We start from the raw sequence: 16,125 nt of genomic DNA, 5'->3' as shown, positions 1-16,125 counted from the left end.
GAATAGGTAAGTGCTTCTTAACATTATGTTGACAATTTTATAGATAAAAAAGGATGGAATGTGATAATAAGCTATAACTTTGTAGCCATTCAACTGACCGGAAAACGAAATGTGGAATTATCAAAAGTAAATTGACAACTATCTATAATAAGATATGGCAAAAGTAAAAGGAACAGTAGTGGTCGACGTCGAAAGATGTAAAGGCTGCGATCTCTGTGTTGTATCCTGTCCTTGTGATGTGCTTGAATTACAAGCTCGTGAGGTGAACGAAAAAGGATATCATTACGTATTTATGAAAAATGAGGATGCATGCATCGGATGTGCCAATTGTGGCTATGTTTGTCCTGATGGATGTTTAACCGTATATAGACAAAAAGGCTAATTTCTTAGGAATATTAGTCTTTTGTAGTATATTAACTTACTCCAATTAAAAGTTATGTCAGAAGAAATATATTTGATGAAAGGCAACGAGGCAATCGCCCACGCTGCAATTCGCATAGGAGTTGATGGCTACTTTGGCTATCCTATTACTCCCCAATCGGAAATTATAGAAACATTGATGGCCGAAGCTCCCTGGACTACAACTGGTATGGTTGTAATGCAGGCTGAAAGCGAAACAGCATCCATAAATATGGTATATGGAGGTGCGGGCTGTGGTAAAATGGTGATGACATCATCATCAAGTACAGGTATGAGTCTTATGCAGGAAGGTGTTTCTTTCCTAGCAGGAGGTAACTTACCTTGCTTACTTATTAATGTAATGCGTGGAGGTCCCGGTTTGGGAACTATCCAACCATCTCAATCTGATTACTTTCAGACAGTAAAGGGTGGGGGACATGGTGATTATAAAATGATTACTCTTGCTCCGGCATCGGTTCAAGAAATGGCTGATTTTGTAGATCTTGGCTTTGAACTCGCATTTAAATATTCGACACCTGCTACAATATTAGCAGATGGTGTAATCGGACAAATGATGGAAAAAGTAAAACTTCCAGAATTTAGAAGAAGACGTACCGAGAAAGAAATACGTGAGCAATGTCCTTGGGCAACCTTGGGTAAACCTGCCGATCGTAAACCTAATATAATAACAACTCTTGAGTTAGATTCTCACACGATGGAGAGTAACAATCTTCATTTACAGGCTAAATACAAAGAAATTGAAGCCAATGAAGTGATGTATCAGGAAATAAATTGTGAAGATATAGATTATCTAATAGTAGCCTTTGGTTCGGCTGCACGTATCAGTCAAAAAGCGATTGAACTGGCTAGAGCAGAAGGTATAAAGGTAGGAGTATTAAGACCAATAACATTGTGGCCTTTCCCTACCAAGATAATTAAAGAATACGCATCGAAGGTAAAAGGGATACTTACTGTGGAAATGAATGCCGGACAAATGGTTGAAGATGTACGTTTATCAGTAAACGGACAAGTACCGGTTGAACACTTTGGACGTTTGGGAGGAATTATTCCTACTCCAAATGAAGTAGTTGCTGCTTTAAAAGAAAAAATGGGTTGTTGATTTAAAATCGCAATTCTTTCTTAATCACAGCAAGTAGTCGATGTAACATTACTTATTTATATATAGTTGGTTGCATTTATACTTGTTAAAGTAATAAAAAGGTCTGAGACCTAAATGTAAATTTAAGGATAAATAGAATGAGCACCAGTATAATAGATCCTAAGAATTTGGTATATGCCAAACCCGTATTGATGAACGAAACCCAGATGCATTATTGCCCGGGTTGTTCGCATGGTGTTGTCCATAAATTGGTTGCAGAAGTAATCGATGAAATGGGCTTGAAAGAAATAACTATAGGTATAGCTCCTGTGGGCTGTGCTGTGTTTGCATACGATTATTTAGATATAGATTGGCAGGAAGCTGCGCATGGTAGAGCTCCGGCTTTGGCAACGGCAGTAAAACGTTTGAACCCTGATAAGATGGTATTCACGTATCAAGGTGATGGAGACTTAGCTGCTATTGGTACTGCTGAGACTATTCATGCTGCAAACAGAGGCGAAAATATTGCTATTATCTTTATCAATAATGGTATATATGGTATGACGGGAGGCCAGATGGCTCCGACTACTCTTATGAATATGAAAACTTCGACTACGCCTAATGGTCGTGATACTCATGAAAACGGGTATCCATTGAAAATTACCGATTTATTGGCTCAATTACCGGGTGTTTGTTTGGCTACACGACACAGTGTACATACAGCAGGAGCCGTTAAAAAGGCGAAAAGGATGATTGCTAAAGCTTTCCAAAACTCGTTAGATGGCAAAGGTACTTCTATTGTAGAAATAGTTTCTACTTGTAGTGCCGGTTGGAAAATGAGTCCTGCGGGAGCAAACGACTGGATGGTTGAAAATATGTTTCCTGTATATCCTATGGGTGATATAAAGAATATCTGATCTGAGACCTTAAACAACAAGAAAATTTAATAATGGTAAACGAAATTATTATAGCCGGATTCGGTGGACAAGGTGTATTATCGATGGGTAAGATTTTGGCTTACTCAGGTTTAATGGAAGGAAAAGAAGTTTCGTGGTTTCCGTCATATGGTCCCGAACAACGTGGGGGAACAGCAAATGTAACTGTCATCTTGAGTGACAATACTATCAGTTCGCCTATTGTTAGTGAATATGATATTGCAATAATATTGAACCAACCATCACTTGACAAATTCGAATCTCAGGTTAAACCCGGAGGTATTTTACTTTACGATCCCGAAGGTATTCCACGTGCACCCAAAAGAACTGATATATTGGTTTATAAAATAGAGGCTATGGCTACGGCTTCGGAACTTAAAAACCAAAAAGCATTTAATATGTTTGTATTGGGTGGATTACTTAAAGTTTGTCCGATAGTTACACTAGAACATGTGATGATGGGATTGAAGAAATCTTTACCCGAAAGACATCATGGTATGTTACCTATGAATGAGCAAGCTATCTTGAAAGGAATGGAAATTGTAGAAGAAATAAATAAACCTGCTTAAAAAAGTACTTATAGATATAATATAGTAAGGAGCAACTCTGTATAGGGTTGCTCCTTTTGTTAAATAATAAGAAAAAAGAAAGCAATAATAATCTTTTTGCTGTTTAGTGTTGTTTTAATTTTAGATGAGTTGATTGTCATATATTGTAAATGAAGATTCTTATACTAACGGTGAGAATTGACTGATATATTATTTTCTTGTCTTCTACTTATCAAAGAAACAAATAGGTTTGCGACCTCTAAGCGGTTATAAACCTATTTGTTATTTTGATAGGTGTACTAATCCTAGTTTAATTATGAATAGAGGTATAGTAATTGAGTATTGCTGTACTAATAAATTAAGTAAAAGAAATGGATAATAAAGCAAACAAAACGTCGTCTATTAAAACGGTCAATCCAACGACTAATGAGGTTGAGAAGGTATTTGATGTGATGACCGAACATCAAATTGAAGAGATTATAAGTGCGGCTGATAAAGCATTCCAATTCTGGAGAAAAACTTCGTTTGAAGAAAGAGCTAAGCTATTGCACAAAGTGGCATCTATTTTACGTGAGCGTAAAGAAGATTTGGGCGAACTGTGTACAATAGAAATGGGAAAGCTTAAAACAGAAGCAATAGGAGAGGTAGCTTTATGTGCTGATATTTTTGATTATTATGCTAACAATGGAGCTAAGTTTTTAGCGGATTCTCCTCTTGAAACTCCCCATGGAAAGGCTTTTCTTAGTTATGAACCAATAGGTGTGCTATTAAGTGTACAACCTTGGAATTTCCCCTTCTATCAAATTACACGCTCAGCGGCTCCTAATATTATGGCAGGCAATACTTTTTTGTTGAAGCATGCTTCAAATGTACCTCAATGTGCTGCTGCTATGGAAAAAATATTCACAGAAGCTGGAGCTCCCAAAGGTGTATATACTAACCTTTTTGTGCCCGGTTCTAAGATTTCGAATTTAGTTGCAGATCCTCGAGTTAAAGGTGCTGCATTGACAGGTAGCGAACCGGCAGGATCTAGTTTTGCAGCTATGGCTGGAAAATATGTAAAGAAATCTACTCTCGAATTAGGTGGTAGCGATGCCTTTATTGTTTTAGAGGATGCCGATCTTGATAAAGCAGTATACACAGCGGCATTTGGTCGTTTGTGGAATGCTGGACAAGTATGTGTGTCTCCAAAGAGAGTGATAGTAATGGAGTTGGTTGCCGAAGAATTTATAAAGAAAGCGAAAGCTATTTATGAGAAAGTAGTAATTGGTGATCCTCTTGATCCGTCAACTCAATTAGCTCCTTTAAGTAGTGAAAAGGCTGCGGAAGATGTTATCGCTCAAGTTGAAGCTACTGTAAAAGCAGGAGCCAAATTAGTATATGGTGGTAAACGATTGAATCGCTCAGGAGCATTCATGGAGCCAACTATTCTTACAGGTATAAAAAAAGGTATGTTGGCATATTCGGATGAAATTTTCGGACCGGTGCTATGTATCTATCCTGTAAAGAATGAGGACGAAGCCATAAAATTGGCGAACGATACAAAATTTGGACTTGGTGGTACTGTATTTGGTAAAGATACTGATAAGGCAGTAAAAATTGCCCGTCAGATTGATACAGGTATGGTTTATATAAATCATGTGACAGGCATAGCTCCCGAACTTCCATTTGGAGGAACTAAAAATTCGGGTTATGGTCGCGAGCAATCACCAGCCGGTATTTATGAATTTGTAAATGCGAAATTGATTCGTATTACAACCCCCGATGCTGCTTATTAAAAATCAGAATAAACCTTTTCAATTTTTAGAAAACAGAGGGCATATGCTCTCTGTTTTTATTTGGTATTTGATTATTTTTTTTCTATCTATATTATAGGACGTTAGAAAACGACAAAAAATAAGTATCTTTGCACCAAATAAGATAGATCTTAATAATTTATGGGAAATTTAGTAGCGATTGTTGGACGTCCAAATGTAGGAAAATCAACACTATTCAATCGTCTGATACAAACTCGTCAGGCTATAGTTGATGAGACTTCGGGGACAACTCGCGACAGACAATACGGTAAAACAGAGTGGGGAGGACTAGAGTTCTCTGTGGTTGATACCGGTGGATGGGTTGTAAACTCGGATGATATTTTTGAAGAAGAGATTAATAAACAAGTGAAAATTGCGATACAAGAAGCAGATGTAATTCTGTTTGTAGTGGACGTAATGAATGGTGTTACCGATTTAGATTTGGGCGTGGCTCATATTTTGCGTAGAGCAAAAGGTAAACCTGTAATTTTAGTAACAAATAAGGCTGACAATTTTAATGTTCATCCACTTTCTGCTGAGTTCTACTCTTTAGGATTGGGTGATCCAATAAATATTTCTGCAATAAACGGTGCTGGAACTGGTGATTTACTTGATCTGGTTATTAGTAAGTTTACAAAGAAAGATGATCAGGTATTTGATACCTATGAGGATACTATACCTCGTATTGCAGTAGTAGGTCGTCCTAATGCAGGAAAATCGTCATTTGTAAATGCTTTGATTGATGAAGAGCGTAATATTGTAACAGATATTGCCGGAACAACACGTGATTCGGTATATACTCGTTTCGATAAGTTCAATATGGACTTTTATCTGGTAGATACCGCTGGTATCCGTAAGAAAGGAAAAGTTACGGAAGACTTAGAGTATTATTCGGTAATTCGTTCTATTAAAGCCATCGAAAACTCGGATGTTTGTGTATTGATGCTTGATGCTACACAAGGTATCGAAAGTCAGGATTTAAATATATTCTCGATCATTCAAAAGAATAGAAAGGGATTAGTTATATGTGTAAATAAATGGGATTTAGTAGAGAATAAAGAGCAGATTGTTGTTAAGACATTCGAGAATACAATCCGCGAACGATTGGCTCCATTTACTGATTTTCCTATTGTATTTGCATCTGCACTGACAAAACAGCGTATTCTAAAAGTTTTGGAAACAGCCAAAGAGGTTTATACCCGCAAAAAGGTTAGAATTCCAACACATAAGCTGAATGAAGTGATGTTGCCTATTATAGAGCGTACACCACCACCCTCTAATAAAGGGAAATATGTTAAGATTAAATACATTACTCAATTGCCTAATACGCAAGTTCCAACATTTGTATTCTTCTGTAATTTACCTCAGTGGATTAAAGACCCATACAAACGTTTCCTGGAAAACCGTATCCGTGAGCATTGGAATTTGTCAGGTACACAAATCAATATTATTATTAGAGAGAAATAAGACTATGTCTTTTACCTGATAATAAATAGAACACAGATATTGTAAACCGATCTAATAATTATATTAGATCGGTTTTTTGTTTCTCGGAATTATACTCTTTAGTCTTTTATTTTTATTTTTTATCTTTGCACGACTAACTAACATTTTATTCATTATGATTATTTATGGAACGAAGTCTAGTAAAGGAAAATTTATAGACACCAATTGTCAATGCCCATTTTGCGGAAAAGAAAATGCGTTGGCTGTATTACCTTTTCAAAAAAGCTTTCATGTATATTGGATTCCTATTATTCCTACAGGAAAAGAATTCTTTGTAGTTTGCAAAGCTTGCGGTCATGAGGCTCCTGATCATTATATCGGAGGAATTACTCCAGAAGTGAAAAAGCAAGCTAAGACTTCCTTGTTTTCATTTATCGGACTTTTTATAATACTGGCTTTAGCTGCTTTTGTATTTTATTCTACAACAATGAGGAAAGGTGAGAGTTCTTCTAAGAATGATGCTGTCACTATTCTGACTAATCCTAAGGTTGGAGATGTATTGGAAATGAAAATAAAAGATAACCAGTATTCGGTATGCAAAGTGGCATCTATATCTGAAGACTCTATTTATCTACAATTTAGTGAGAGTATAGTGAGTAAGAAGAAAGATTTGAAGGATTTGAAAAAGAGCTTTGCAAATGAAGTAGAATCGAAAGATCTGATTGATGGCTACAAAAGGACGGAGTTATTTAATCTAATAAATAAGGGTGTTATAATCGGAGGTGATCAATCGAAGAAGTAAATTTGTGTGCGAATTGCTATATAAGAGAGAAGGGATTACATTTATATTGTAATCCCTTCTGTTATTTTAATTTAAAGCATTATATGCTTCCAGTGCTTTTTCAAGAACAGTTAAAGCATTGCCTAGATCTTCTTTGTTTAAAACATAAGCCATTCTAACTTCGTTTTTACCTAATCCGGGTGTTGTATAAAAACCCGAAGCTGGAGCCATGAAAATAGTTTGCCCTTCATATTCAAAATCAGACAAGCACCATTCGCAGAACTTATCAGCATCATCTACGGGAAGTTTTACTACAGTATAGAATGCCCCCATAGGTATTGGAGAATAAACTCCGGGTATCATATTTAATCTATCGATCAAAAATTTTCGGCGTTCAACATACTCTTCATAAGTATCTCGTAAGTAATCAGGATCTGCATCTAGTGAGGCTTCAGCAACTATTTGTCCGATAAGTGGCGGACTTAAGCGTGCTTGGCAGAATTTCATTACTGCCTTCAGCAGTTCTTTGTTCTTTGTTATAAGAGCACCTATACGTATTCCACACTCACTATATCGTTTCGATACGGAGTCGATAAGTACTACATTTTCTTCAATACCAACCAAGTGGCAGGCTGAAACATAAGGAGAACCTGTATATATGAATTCGCGATAAACCTCGTCCGAAAATAGATATAGATCGTGTTTCTGAATAAGCTTTTTTATCTGATTCATCTCGGCTCTTGAATATAGGTAGCCAGTTGGATTATTCGGATTGCATATCATTATTCCTTTAGTACGCTCGTTGATTAGCTCCTCAAACTTTTCAATTGGAGGTAAAGCAAAACCTTCTTCAATTGTTGAAGATACTGGCCTAATGATAGCACCTGCAGAGACCGCAAAAGCCATATAATTGGCATAGGCGGGTTCTGGCACAATAATCTCATCACCGGGGTTTAAACAGGCTAAAAAAGCGAAAAGAACGGCTTCTGATCCACCGGTAGTTATAATAATCTCGTCAGCCGATACATTTATATTATATTTGGCATAGTAGCCCACTAATTTTTCACGATAAGAGCGGTAACCATCACTAGGACTATATTCGAGAATAGTTCTGTCAATATTTTTTAGTGCATCTAAACCCGCTTGAGGTGTAGGTAAATCGGGTTGACCGATATTAAGATGATAAACTTTCAGACCTCTAGCTTTTGCTGAGTCTGATAAAGGTGCCAACTTCCTGATAGGGGAGCTGGGCATTTCTATTCCACGTTCCGAAATTTTAGGCATATCTATCTAAATGAGGTTACAAATGTAATAAAATGTAAGCGAGTTATATTATTTAGTATATAGAATGATTCTTTAAAAAGTAACTAATCTTACACTTTTTAATGTAAATATTAAAAGGATAGAAGAAGTTGTAGATTTACATTTCTTCTCTTTAATATTATAATTTTTGTTTTACTTGGTTTTATAATAGTCATAGGCAGCCTTTGATATTTGGGCAATTATCGCTGCATTAGTTTTATCATCTTCCATTGAGTTTACTATAAAGACTGCTATTGAAAGTTGTTTGCCGTTAGGTAGCTCTATAAAACCTAAATCATTATCTGCGGCTTTTAATCCTTGTTCATTACGAAACGAATTTCCGGTTTTATGTCCAACCACAGTTCCTGACGGAAGTAGTCCTTTTATCTTGTCTTTACCTGTAGATGTTTCAACAAGAGCATCCCATAATAAACTTTTAGATTGGCTAGGAAACCAGTTGTCTTGTTGCTTAAATTTTTCCAAAAGCTCCACTGCGGCATACGGAGTAGTCCAATTGGCATATTGTTTATTAGGATCATCATGCATTTCTTGTTCCGTTGCTGTAATTGCAATTTGCATAATGCCTAGGCTTTTTATATATTTTTCGACATAGTTTGGTCCCCCTAAAAAGTCAAATAATATATCGCAAGCATTATTGTCACTTTGAGATACGCTATATTGTAATAGTTCCTTAATTGGCATGTAAAAGTTACCTTCGGGTCTGGCTTCTCTTAGTGGGCTATGTGTATCAGGTTGTAATGCCGCTTTACTTACATATATTTGTTGATCTAAAGGTAGATTTCTTCTATTTAGATTATCTAATACTGCAAGTGCTTGATGGAATTTATATACACTCATTGTTGGATAGCGATACTGATTATTTACTGTCAAGGTATCTTTACCATTGAAAATAATAGCTACTCCAACCGTTGCATTTTTATTTTCTATAATTGATTGTATATTTTTTCTTAGTTCATTGTTTTGAGCAAACCCCAAAATTGTGATCCATAGGAAACATCCTAAAATAAGAAAACGATTCATCTTCATTGAAATTTATTTTAGTGTGAGAATAGAGTTAGGTCTGTGACCTTATTATTTACAAATATAGCAAATATACTGAGATTTCTCTTTGTTCGCTTATTTGCTGCTCAGCCTTAAAAACAAAAAAGGTGCAACTTTCGTTACACCTTTTCTATATATAGAATTGTATTAATTCTTATTTTCCTTCGCCTGAAAGTTTATCTCTCAATGCAGCAAGTCCTTCGATATCACCTAAAGTAGTTTTTTCAGCAGCAGTAGATGTCATTTGAGGAGCATCGTCTTTTTTAGCTGATTTTCTAGGAGCTCTTTTTTCAGAAGCTTCTCTAGCTTCGCCACCACCTTTTTCGTCTTCATAAACTTTGCTATGAGAAACGATGATTCTCTTAGAATCTTTATTGAATTCGATAACTTTGAATTCAAGTTTGTCTTCAACTTGAGCTTGAGTTCCGTCTTCTTTCACTAAGTGTTTTGGAGTTGCAAAACCTTCCACACCGTAAGGAAGAGAGATAACTGCACCTTTGTCAACAAGTTCAACAACTGTACCTTCGTGTACTGATCCTACTGTAAAGATAGTTTCGAATACATCCCAAGGATTTTCTTCTAGTTGTTTGTGACCTAGGCTCAAACGACGGTTGTCTTTGTCTATTTCAAGTACTTGAACTTGAATATCAGCACCGATTTGAGTTATTTCGCTTGGGTGTTTGATTTTCTTAGTCCAAGAAAGATCTGAAATGTGGATAAGACCATCAACGCCTTCTTCTATTTCAGCAAATACTCCGAAGTTAGTGAAGTTACGTACTTTAGCAGTATGTTGGCTTCCAACTGGATATTTTTCTTCGATATTTTCCCATGGATCTGGTTTCAATTGTTTGATACCTAGAGACATTTTGCGTTCGTCACGATCAAGAGTTAGAACTACAGCTTCTACTTCGTCTCCAACTTTCATAAAGTCTTGAGCACTACGTAGGTGTTGTGTCCAGCTCATTTCTGATACGTGGATAAGACCTTCTACTCCTGTAGTGATTTCGATGAATGCACCATAGTCAGCCATAACAACAACTCTTCCTTTCACTTTGTCACCAACTTTCAAGTCAGCGCTAAGAGCATCCCATGGATGAGGAGTAAGTTGTTTTAGACCAAGAGCGATACGTTTTTTGTCATCATCGAAGTCAAGGATAACCACGTTGATTTTTTCATCCAATTTAACCACTTCTTCTGGATGTTGTACACGTCCCCAAGAAAGGTCAGTAATATGGATAAGACCATCTACGCCACCAAGGTCGATAAATACACCATAAGAAGTGATGTTTTTAACAGTACCTTCTAGCACTTGTCCTTTTTCCAATTTCGAAATGATGTCTTTCTTTTGTTGTTCAAGTTCAGCTTCGATAAGAGCTTTGTGAGATACAACAACGTTTTTGAATTCGTGATTAATTTTAACCACTTTGAATTCCATAGTTTTATCTACGAATACATCATAGTCACGGATTGGTTTAACATCGATTTGAGATCCTGGAAGGAACGCCTCGATACCAAATACGTCTACAATCATACCGCCCTTAGTACGGCATTTGATGTATCCTTTGATAATTTCGTCTTTTTCAAGAGCTTCGTTAACACGTTCCCAAGAGCGAGAAGCGCGTGCTTTTTTGTGAGAAAGGATAAGCTGTCCTTTTTTGTCTTCTTGGCTTTCGATGTATACTTCTACTTCGTCACCAACTTTTAAATCTGGGTTGTAACGAAATTCGTTCATCGAAACAATACCGTCAGATTTGTAACCAATATTCACAACCACTTCGCGTTTGTTCATAGAGCTTACTTTACCCATAACCACTTCTTTATCATTGATTCTGCTCAACGATTGGTCATAAGTTTTTTCTAAATCTTCTTTGCTTCTTTCAGAGAAAGTTTCACCGATCTCATAAGCATTCCAATCGAAATCTTCAATTGGACTTACATTTTTTAAGTTATCAGACATTTGTTACTGTTCGATCCTCTAGGATCATTTTATTAATAAATTAGACATTATGTTGTTTAAAAAACGGTGCAAAGGTATTGTTTTTCAAGTAATAAATCAAATTATAGGCAATTATTTTTCAAGAAATGTTGACCTTAAGTAATTTAGGTGCAATAAATGCGAATGGCTGTGATTTCGTATGAATAGATATGCTGCTTACTATAATTTCAGAAGTAAGGGCTGAGACATGCTCAACCCTTACTTTTAAAGAATATATTAATTTGTATTTTATTGTACAACGACTTCTATAATCGAATCAATATCATCGAATGTAGCGTTTAATAAATCAAAAGTGACATTTCCAGTTTTTTTATCCACTGTCCAATTTAATTTAGAATCTATATTGAGCCATCGTGCTGATTTAATTTTTTTAGGAATATTTATTGTCAACTGATTTCCGTCTTGTTCAAACAGGTGTATATAATGAGTATTTCCTTTTTTTGTGGCAGCACCCCACGATTGAGGTTTTATTAATCCTCCCTCTGTACCATAAATAGTTTGCCCGAATTGTTTAGTCCAATTACCTACCTCCTGTAAGCGTTGTACAGATTCGGGTTGTATTTCTCCGTTTGGCATAGGACCTACATTTAATAATAAGTTAGCTCCATATCCGGCAGCTTTAACAAGATAATGTATGATTTCTGTGGTCGATTTAAATTTGGTATCAGTAATACTATATCCCCATGTTTGATTCATTGTTTCGCATGTTTCCATAGGAATATGTTGTGATACTGTTTGGCCTTCACTAAATCCTGTTTTGTTCTCTCCAGGTAAGTCTTTTTCAAAAGCTTGGTAATCTTCTCCTTTCAAAGGCTCTTTGTGGTGGTTATTTGAAATCATGCAATTAGGTTGCAATGTATGTATAAGATTATATATTTCAGGGTAATGCCAATCTACCTTAGATGTTGCATGTGTATGACTATCACTAGGATGTTGATCCCAATCTCCATCGAACCATATGCCTGCTATGTCTCCATAATTTGTTAGTAGTTCTGTTAATTGAGCTTTCATGAAATTAATATATGAATTCCAATCTCCTCTTTCTGTACGACCGCAGCCTTGACCTGTATATCCTGTCCAATATTGGTAATCGTTTCTCGACCAGTCGATAAGTGAATAGTATAACACGAGCTTGATTCCTTCCTTATGGCATTCATCTGCTAATTCTTTTACTATATCTCTGCCAAAATGAGGGGTATTCATTATATTCCAATCCGATTGTTTAGTATTCCAATTACTGAATCCGTCGTGATGTCGTGAGGTAAATGTAATATATTTCATTCCTGCATCTTTAGCTATTTTTACCCAAGTTTTGGCATCAAAATCTTGTGGATTAAAGAATTTTTGAAGTTTTTTATATTCCTGCACTTTTATAGGTCGGTTTTGCATCACCCATTCGCCATCTCCTAATACACTATATGGACCAAAATGAATAAACATACCAAATCGAGCTTCATCAAGCCATGCATGGTTTGGGTTATTAGGAGTTTGACTCTGTACCTTTATAAAAGATAGAGCCATGATGAATACAAGTAAGATGTTTTTTTTCATAGTAATTATTTAAGTGTTGATATTTTTATGATTCTAAGACTTAATAAAGGGTACAGCAGTGTTCTTCTACTTTAAGCTTTCGTCCTTCTATTTGTATGGTGATATGTTTAATACCAGTATGATCGGCTAAAGCTTCGAGTGCTTGCTCTAGTATAAGATCTCTGTCTGAATCGTTTTTCACTCTAAGGTGTACGGTTAGTGATGGGAACTCCTGAGTAATCATCCAGATGTGTAAATCGTGTACATCTTCTACATCGGGTATTGCACGTAGGATATCTACTACTTCATGCGTATGGATATTAGAAGGTTTGCTTTCCATCAAAATATTAACAGAATCTTTTAAAATATGCCATCCACTATAAAGAACGATGACCGATACAATCATACTGGCAATAGGATCGGCTATATTCCATCCGAAAAGCAGGATCAATAATGCTGCGATAATAGCGCCTACTGAACCGAGTAAGTCTCCCAAAACATGCATAAATGCACTTCTAATATTTAAGTTGTCTTTGGTTTCACCTCTTGATAATATCCATGCTACAATGATATTGATAAGTAAACCGATAATTGCTATAATCATCATTCCCTTTCCTATAACTTGGGGTGGGGAAGAGAGGCGTACTATGGCTTCGTATAATATGTAAGCGGACAACGCGACTAACGCAATTCCATTGAGCAAGGCGGCTAATATTTCGAAGCGTTTATAACCATATGTTTTTTCGATGGTTGCAGCTTTTTGTCCGAATATAATTGCTGTTAAGCTAAGCCCCAAAGCAACGGAGTCGCTAAGCATATGACCTGCATCTGATAATAAAGCTAAGCTATTGGTGAGAATACCGCCGATGAATTCGACAAACATAAATCCTGCAATGAGCAGGAAACTAAAGGTGAGGGCTCTTTTGTTTGTGGTGTGACTATGCGAATGAGAATGTCCACCATGAGCATGATTATGTGACATATCTGATATAGATTTAGTAAAGTAAATATTTACTGCTATCATTATTTAGTCTAGTATGGGGAAAGCCGAACTTTACCATATTACTAAGACCTATAATTGAATGATATACAAAGAAAGCAAGGATTGTTTTGATATCAAACAATCCTTGCTTTAATTTTTTGAGTTTAAGGTTAAAGACTAATGTCTCTATCTTAACTATTTAGTTCTTAGTCGTTCATTGAGATTAGGAATTCCTCGTTATTGATTGTTTTCTTCAATCTCTTATCAAGGAACTGCATTGCTTCTACCGAATTCATATCTGATAAGAAGTTGCGAAGTACCCACATACGGTTAAGTGTATCAGGATCAAGCAACAGATCATCACGACGTGTACTTGATGAGATAATGTCAACAGCAGGGAATACGCGTTTGTTAGATAATTTACGATCCAATTGAAGCTCCATGTTACCCGTGCCTTTAAATTCTTCGAAGATAACATCATCCATTTTAGAACCTGTTTCAGTAAGAGCTGTAGCAATAATGGTTAATGAACCACCATTTTCGATGTTACGAGCTGCTCCGAAGAAACGTTTTGGTTTGTGTAATGCATTTGCATCAACCCCTCCGGTAAGTACTTTACCTGATGCTGGTTGAACTGTATTATAAGCACGTGCCAAACGAGTTATAGAGTCTAATAGGATTACTACATCGTGACCACATTCAACCATACGTTTTGCTTTGTTCAGTACAATTTCAGCAATCTTTACGTGGCGGTCTGCAGGCTCATCGAAAGTAGATGCAATAACTTCTGCATTTACACTCCTTTCCATGTCTGTAACCTCCTCAGGACGTTCATCTATCAATAATACAATCATGTATACTTCAGGATGATTGGTCGCTATGGCGTTTGCTATATCTTTAAGTAATGATGTTTTACCTGTTTTAGGCTGAGCAACAATAAGACCACGTTGTCCTTTTCCTATTGGCGAAAATAAATCTACAACACGACATGAGAAATTGTCATTTCTGCCGGATGTTAATTTGAATTTTTCGTTAGGGAAAAGAGGTTTTAAGTGATCGAATGGTACACGATCTCTAACTTCGTCAGGGCTGCGTCCATTTATTTTATCCACTTTTACAAGAGGGAAAAATTTCTCACCTTCTTTTGGAGGGCGGATAGGACCTTCTACGATATCTCCGGTTTTAAGACCAAATAAACGTATCTGAGATTGAGATATATAGATATCATCAGGAGAAGACATATAATTGTAGTCTGAAGAACGTAAAAATCCGTAACCTTCTTGCATTATTTCTAATACACCTGTTGCAGATAGAATTCCTTCAAATTCGAATGATTTTTCTTGCGCCTGATTATTATTTTGTTTCTGATTTTGACTGTTGTTGTTATTTCCGCTGTTGCTTGCAACTTGAGTTGGAGCCACTGTAGGAGGGGTAGCAGTCACTGGAGCCATTTTAGGAGATTCTGCAACAATAGGAGCCACATCGGTATCTACTTCTAGTGGCGATAGAGGAGCCATTGCCGGAACTTCTTCTTTAGGTTCGGTACGTGGTTTGCTAGACTTAAATACTAATTGTGTCGGTCTTTGTGGGAGAGTTTTAGTATTTGTCGATTCATTAGCATTGTTACTGGTAGTCTCTACATTTTTGCGGTGGACTACTCTTTCTTTGGGTTTAGCTATTGCAGCTTCCTCTGTAGGAGTATTTATCGGAGGTTGTTGGTTAGCAGTAGGAGTTTCAAGGATCTCTTCTACTTCTTCTTTTTTTACTTCCTCTACTTTAGTTTCAACAACAGGTTTAGGAGCGGGAGCAGCTTTACTTGGTTTTGTTTTAGCTGGAGCTTCCGTGTTTTTCTTTTCCGATTGTTTGCTTTCAGCTTTGTAGCTCTCCGAATTTTTGTTTTTTGCCTCAATAATAGCTTGTTCGTCTAAAATCTTGTAGATTAATTCGTCCTTTTTGTATGCGTCAGGACGTTTTATCCCTAGTTCTTTAGCTAAGGTTCTTAATTCAGTTGTGAGCTTTTCGTTTAGCTCAAGAATGTTGTATATACGCATGTATATCTATGTTGTTTTGTTATTTAATATTCTGATTAGACAGCATGAGAGATTATTGCTGATTCAATTTGATGCAAAATAAAAAGGATACAATCGAGTTTTTACTATGATTTAAAATAAGAAATCTGTAGTTTTTTCTTATCGTCATACAAAATTATATATATTTTTTGGAAAAACAATCTTTTGTTGGACTAAATA

Annotated in this window: 13 protein-coding genes; 7 read left to right on the top strand and 6 right to left on the bottom strand. The window is 36.2% G+C overall.

Annotated elements, in window-relative coordinates; genetic code table 11:
* Nucleotides 1–154: 154 nt before the first annotated feature.
* The 7 genes from HGC4_RS08930 (at nucleotide 155) to HGC4_RS08900 (ending at nucleotide 7,025) form a co-directional block, all read left to right on the top strand.
* Nucleotides 155–382 carry a 4Fe-4S dicluster domain-containing protein gene (locus HGC4_RS08930; protein WP_050709788.1) on the top strand — a complete coding sequence of 76 codons (228 nt, stop codon included), beginning with the start codon at nucleotides 155–157 and terminating at the stop codon, nucleotides 380–382.
* A gap of 54 nt (nucleotides 383–436) precedes the next feature.
* A complete protein-coding gene (locus tag HGC4_RS08925) occupies nucleotides 437–1,519 on the top strand; it encodes a 3-methyl-2-oxobutanoate dehydrogenase subunit VorB (RefSeq protein ID WP_050709787.1) in 1,083 nt (360 codons plus the stop codon).
* 137 nt (nucleotides 1,520–1,656) lie between these two features.
* Nucleotides 1,657–2,415 carry a thiamine pyrophosphate-dependent enzyme gene (locus HGC4_RS08920; protein ID WP_050709786.1) on the top strand — a complete coding sequence of 253 codons (759 nt, stop codon included), beginning with the start codon at nucleotides 1,657–1,659 and terminating at the stop codon, nucleotides 2,413–2,415.
* 32 nt (nucleotides 2,416–2,447) lie between these two features.
* On the top strand, nucleotides 2,448–3,002 hold the full coding sequence (locus tag HGC4_RS08915) for a 2-oxoacid:acceptor oxidoreductase family protein (protein WP_050709785.1): 555 nt from the start codon (nucleotides 2,448–2,450) through the stop codon (nucleotides 3,000–3,002).
* 350 nt (nucleotides 3,003–3,352) lie between these two features.
* Complete coding sequence (locus HGC4_RS08910) at nucleotides 3,353–4,759, top strand: NAD-dependent succinate-semialdehyde dehydrogenase (RefSeq protein WP_050709784.1); 1,407 nt, start codon at nucleotides 3,353–3,355, stop codon at nucleotides 4,757–4,759.
* Nucleotides 4,760–4,918: 159 nt separating this feature from the next.
* On the top strand, nucleotides 4,919–6,244 hold the full coding sequence (gene der / locus HGC4_RS08905; RefSeq protein ID WP_050709783.1) for a ribosome biogenesis GTPase Der: 1,326 nt from the start codon (nucleotides 4,919–4,921) through the stop codon (nucleotides 6,242–6,244).
* 154 nt (nucleotides 6,245–6,398) lie between these two features.
* Complete coding sequence (locus HGC4_RS08900) at nucleotides 6,399–7,025, top strand: hypothetical protein (protein WP_050709782.1); 627 nt, start codon at nucleotides 6,399–6,401, stop codon at nucleotides 7,023–7,025.
* Nucleotides 7,026–7,091: 66 nt separating this feature from the next.
* Here the strand turns inward: HGC4_RS08900 and HGC4_RS08895 are convergent, their stop codons facing one another.
* The 6 genes from HGC4_RS08895 to rho all read right to left on the bottom strand — a co-directional run bounded on the left by HGC4_RS08895 (nucleotide 7,092) and on the right by rho (nucleotide 15,927).
* Nucleotides 7,092–8,288 (bottom strand): pyridoxal phosphate-dependent aminotransferase, encoded by a 1,197-nt coding sequence (locus HGC4_RS08895; RefSeq protein ID WP_050709781.1) that lies wholly within the window; start codon nucleotides 8,286–8,288, stop codon nucleotides 7,092–7,094.
* Between the two features lie 171 nt (nucleotides 8,289–8,459).
* Nucleotides 8,460–9,347, bottom strand: coding sequence for a class A beta-lactamase, subclass A2 (bla, locus tag HGC4_RS08890; RefSeq protein WP_242047110.1), 888 nt, complete (start codon nucleotides 9,345–9,347; stop codon nucleotides 8,460–8,462).
* A gap of 175 nt (nucleotides 9,348–9,522) precedes the next feature.
* Entirely contained in the window at nucleotides 9,523–11,325 is a 1,803-nt protein-coding gene (gene rpsA / locus HGC4_RS08885; protein WP_050709779.1) for a 30S ribosomal protein S1, read from the bottom strand.
* Between the two features lie 267 nt (nucleotides 11,326–11,592).
* Entirely contained in the window at nucleotides 11,593–12,915 is a 1,323-nt protein-coding gene (locus HGC4_RS08880) for an alpha-L-fucosidase (protein ID WP_050709778.1), read from the bottom strand.
* A gap of 40 nt (nucleotides 12,916–12,955) precedes the next feature.
* Nucleotides 12,956–13,876, bottom strand: coding sequence for a cation diffusion facilitator family transporter (locus tag HGC4_RS08875; RefSeq protein ID WP_050709813.1), 921 nt, complete (start codon nucleotides 13,874–13,876; stop codon nucleotides 12,956–12,958).
* 206 nt (nucleotides 13,877–14,082) lie between these two features.
* Nucleotides 14,083–15,927 carry a transcription termination factor Rho gene (rho, locus tag HGC4_RS08870; protein WP_050709777.1) on the bottom strand — a complete coding sequence of 615 codons (1,845 nt, stop codon included), beginning with the start codon at nucleotides 15,925–15,927 and terminating at the stop codon, nucleotides 14,083–14,085.
* Between the last annotated feature and the right edge of the window lie 198 nt (nucleotides 15,928–16,125).

Source organism: Dysgonomonas sp. HGC4 (assembly GCF_001261715.1).
GTDB lineage: Bacteria > Bacteroidota > Bacteroidia > Bacteroidales > Dysgonomonadaceae > Dysgonomonas_A.
The sequence above is the reverse complement of the archived record's forward strand: the minus strand, read 5'-3'. Positions and strand labels throughout refer to the sequence as shown.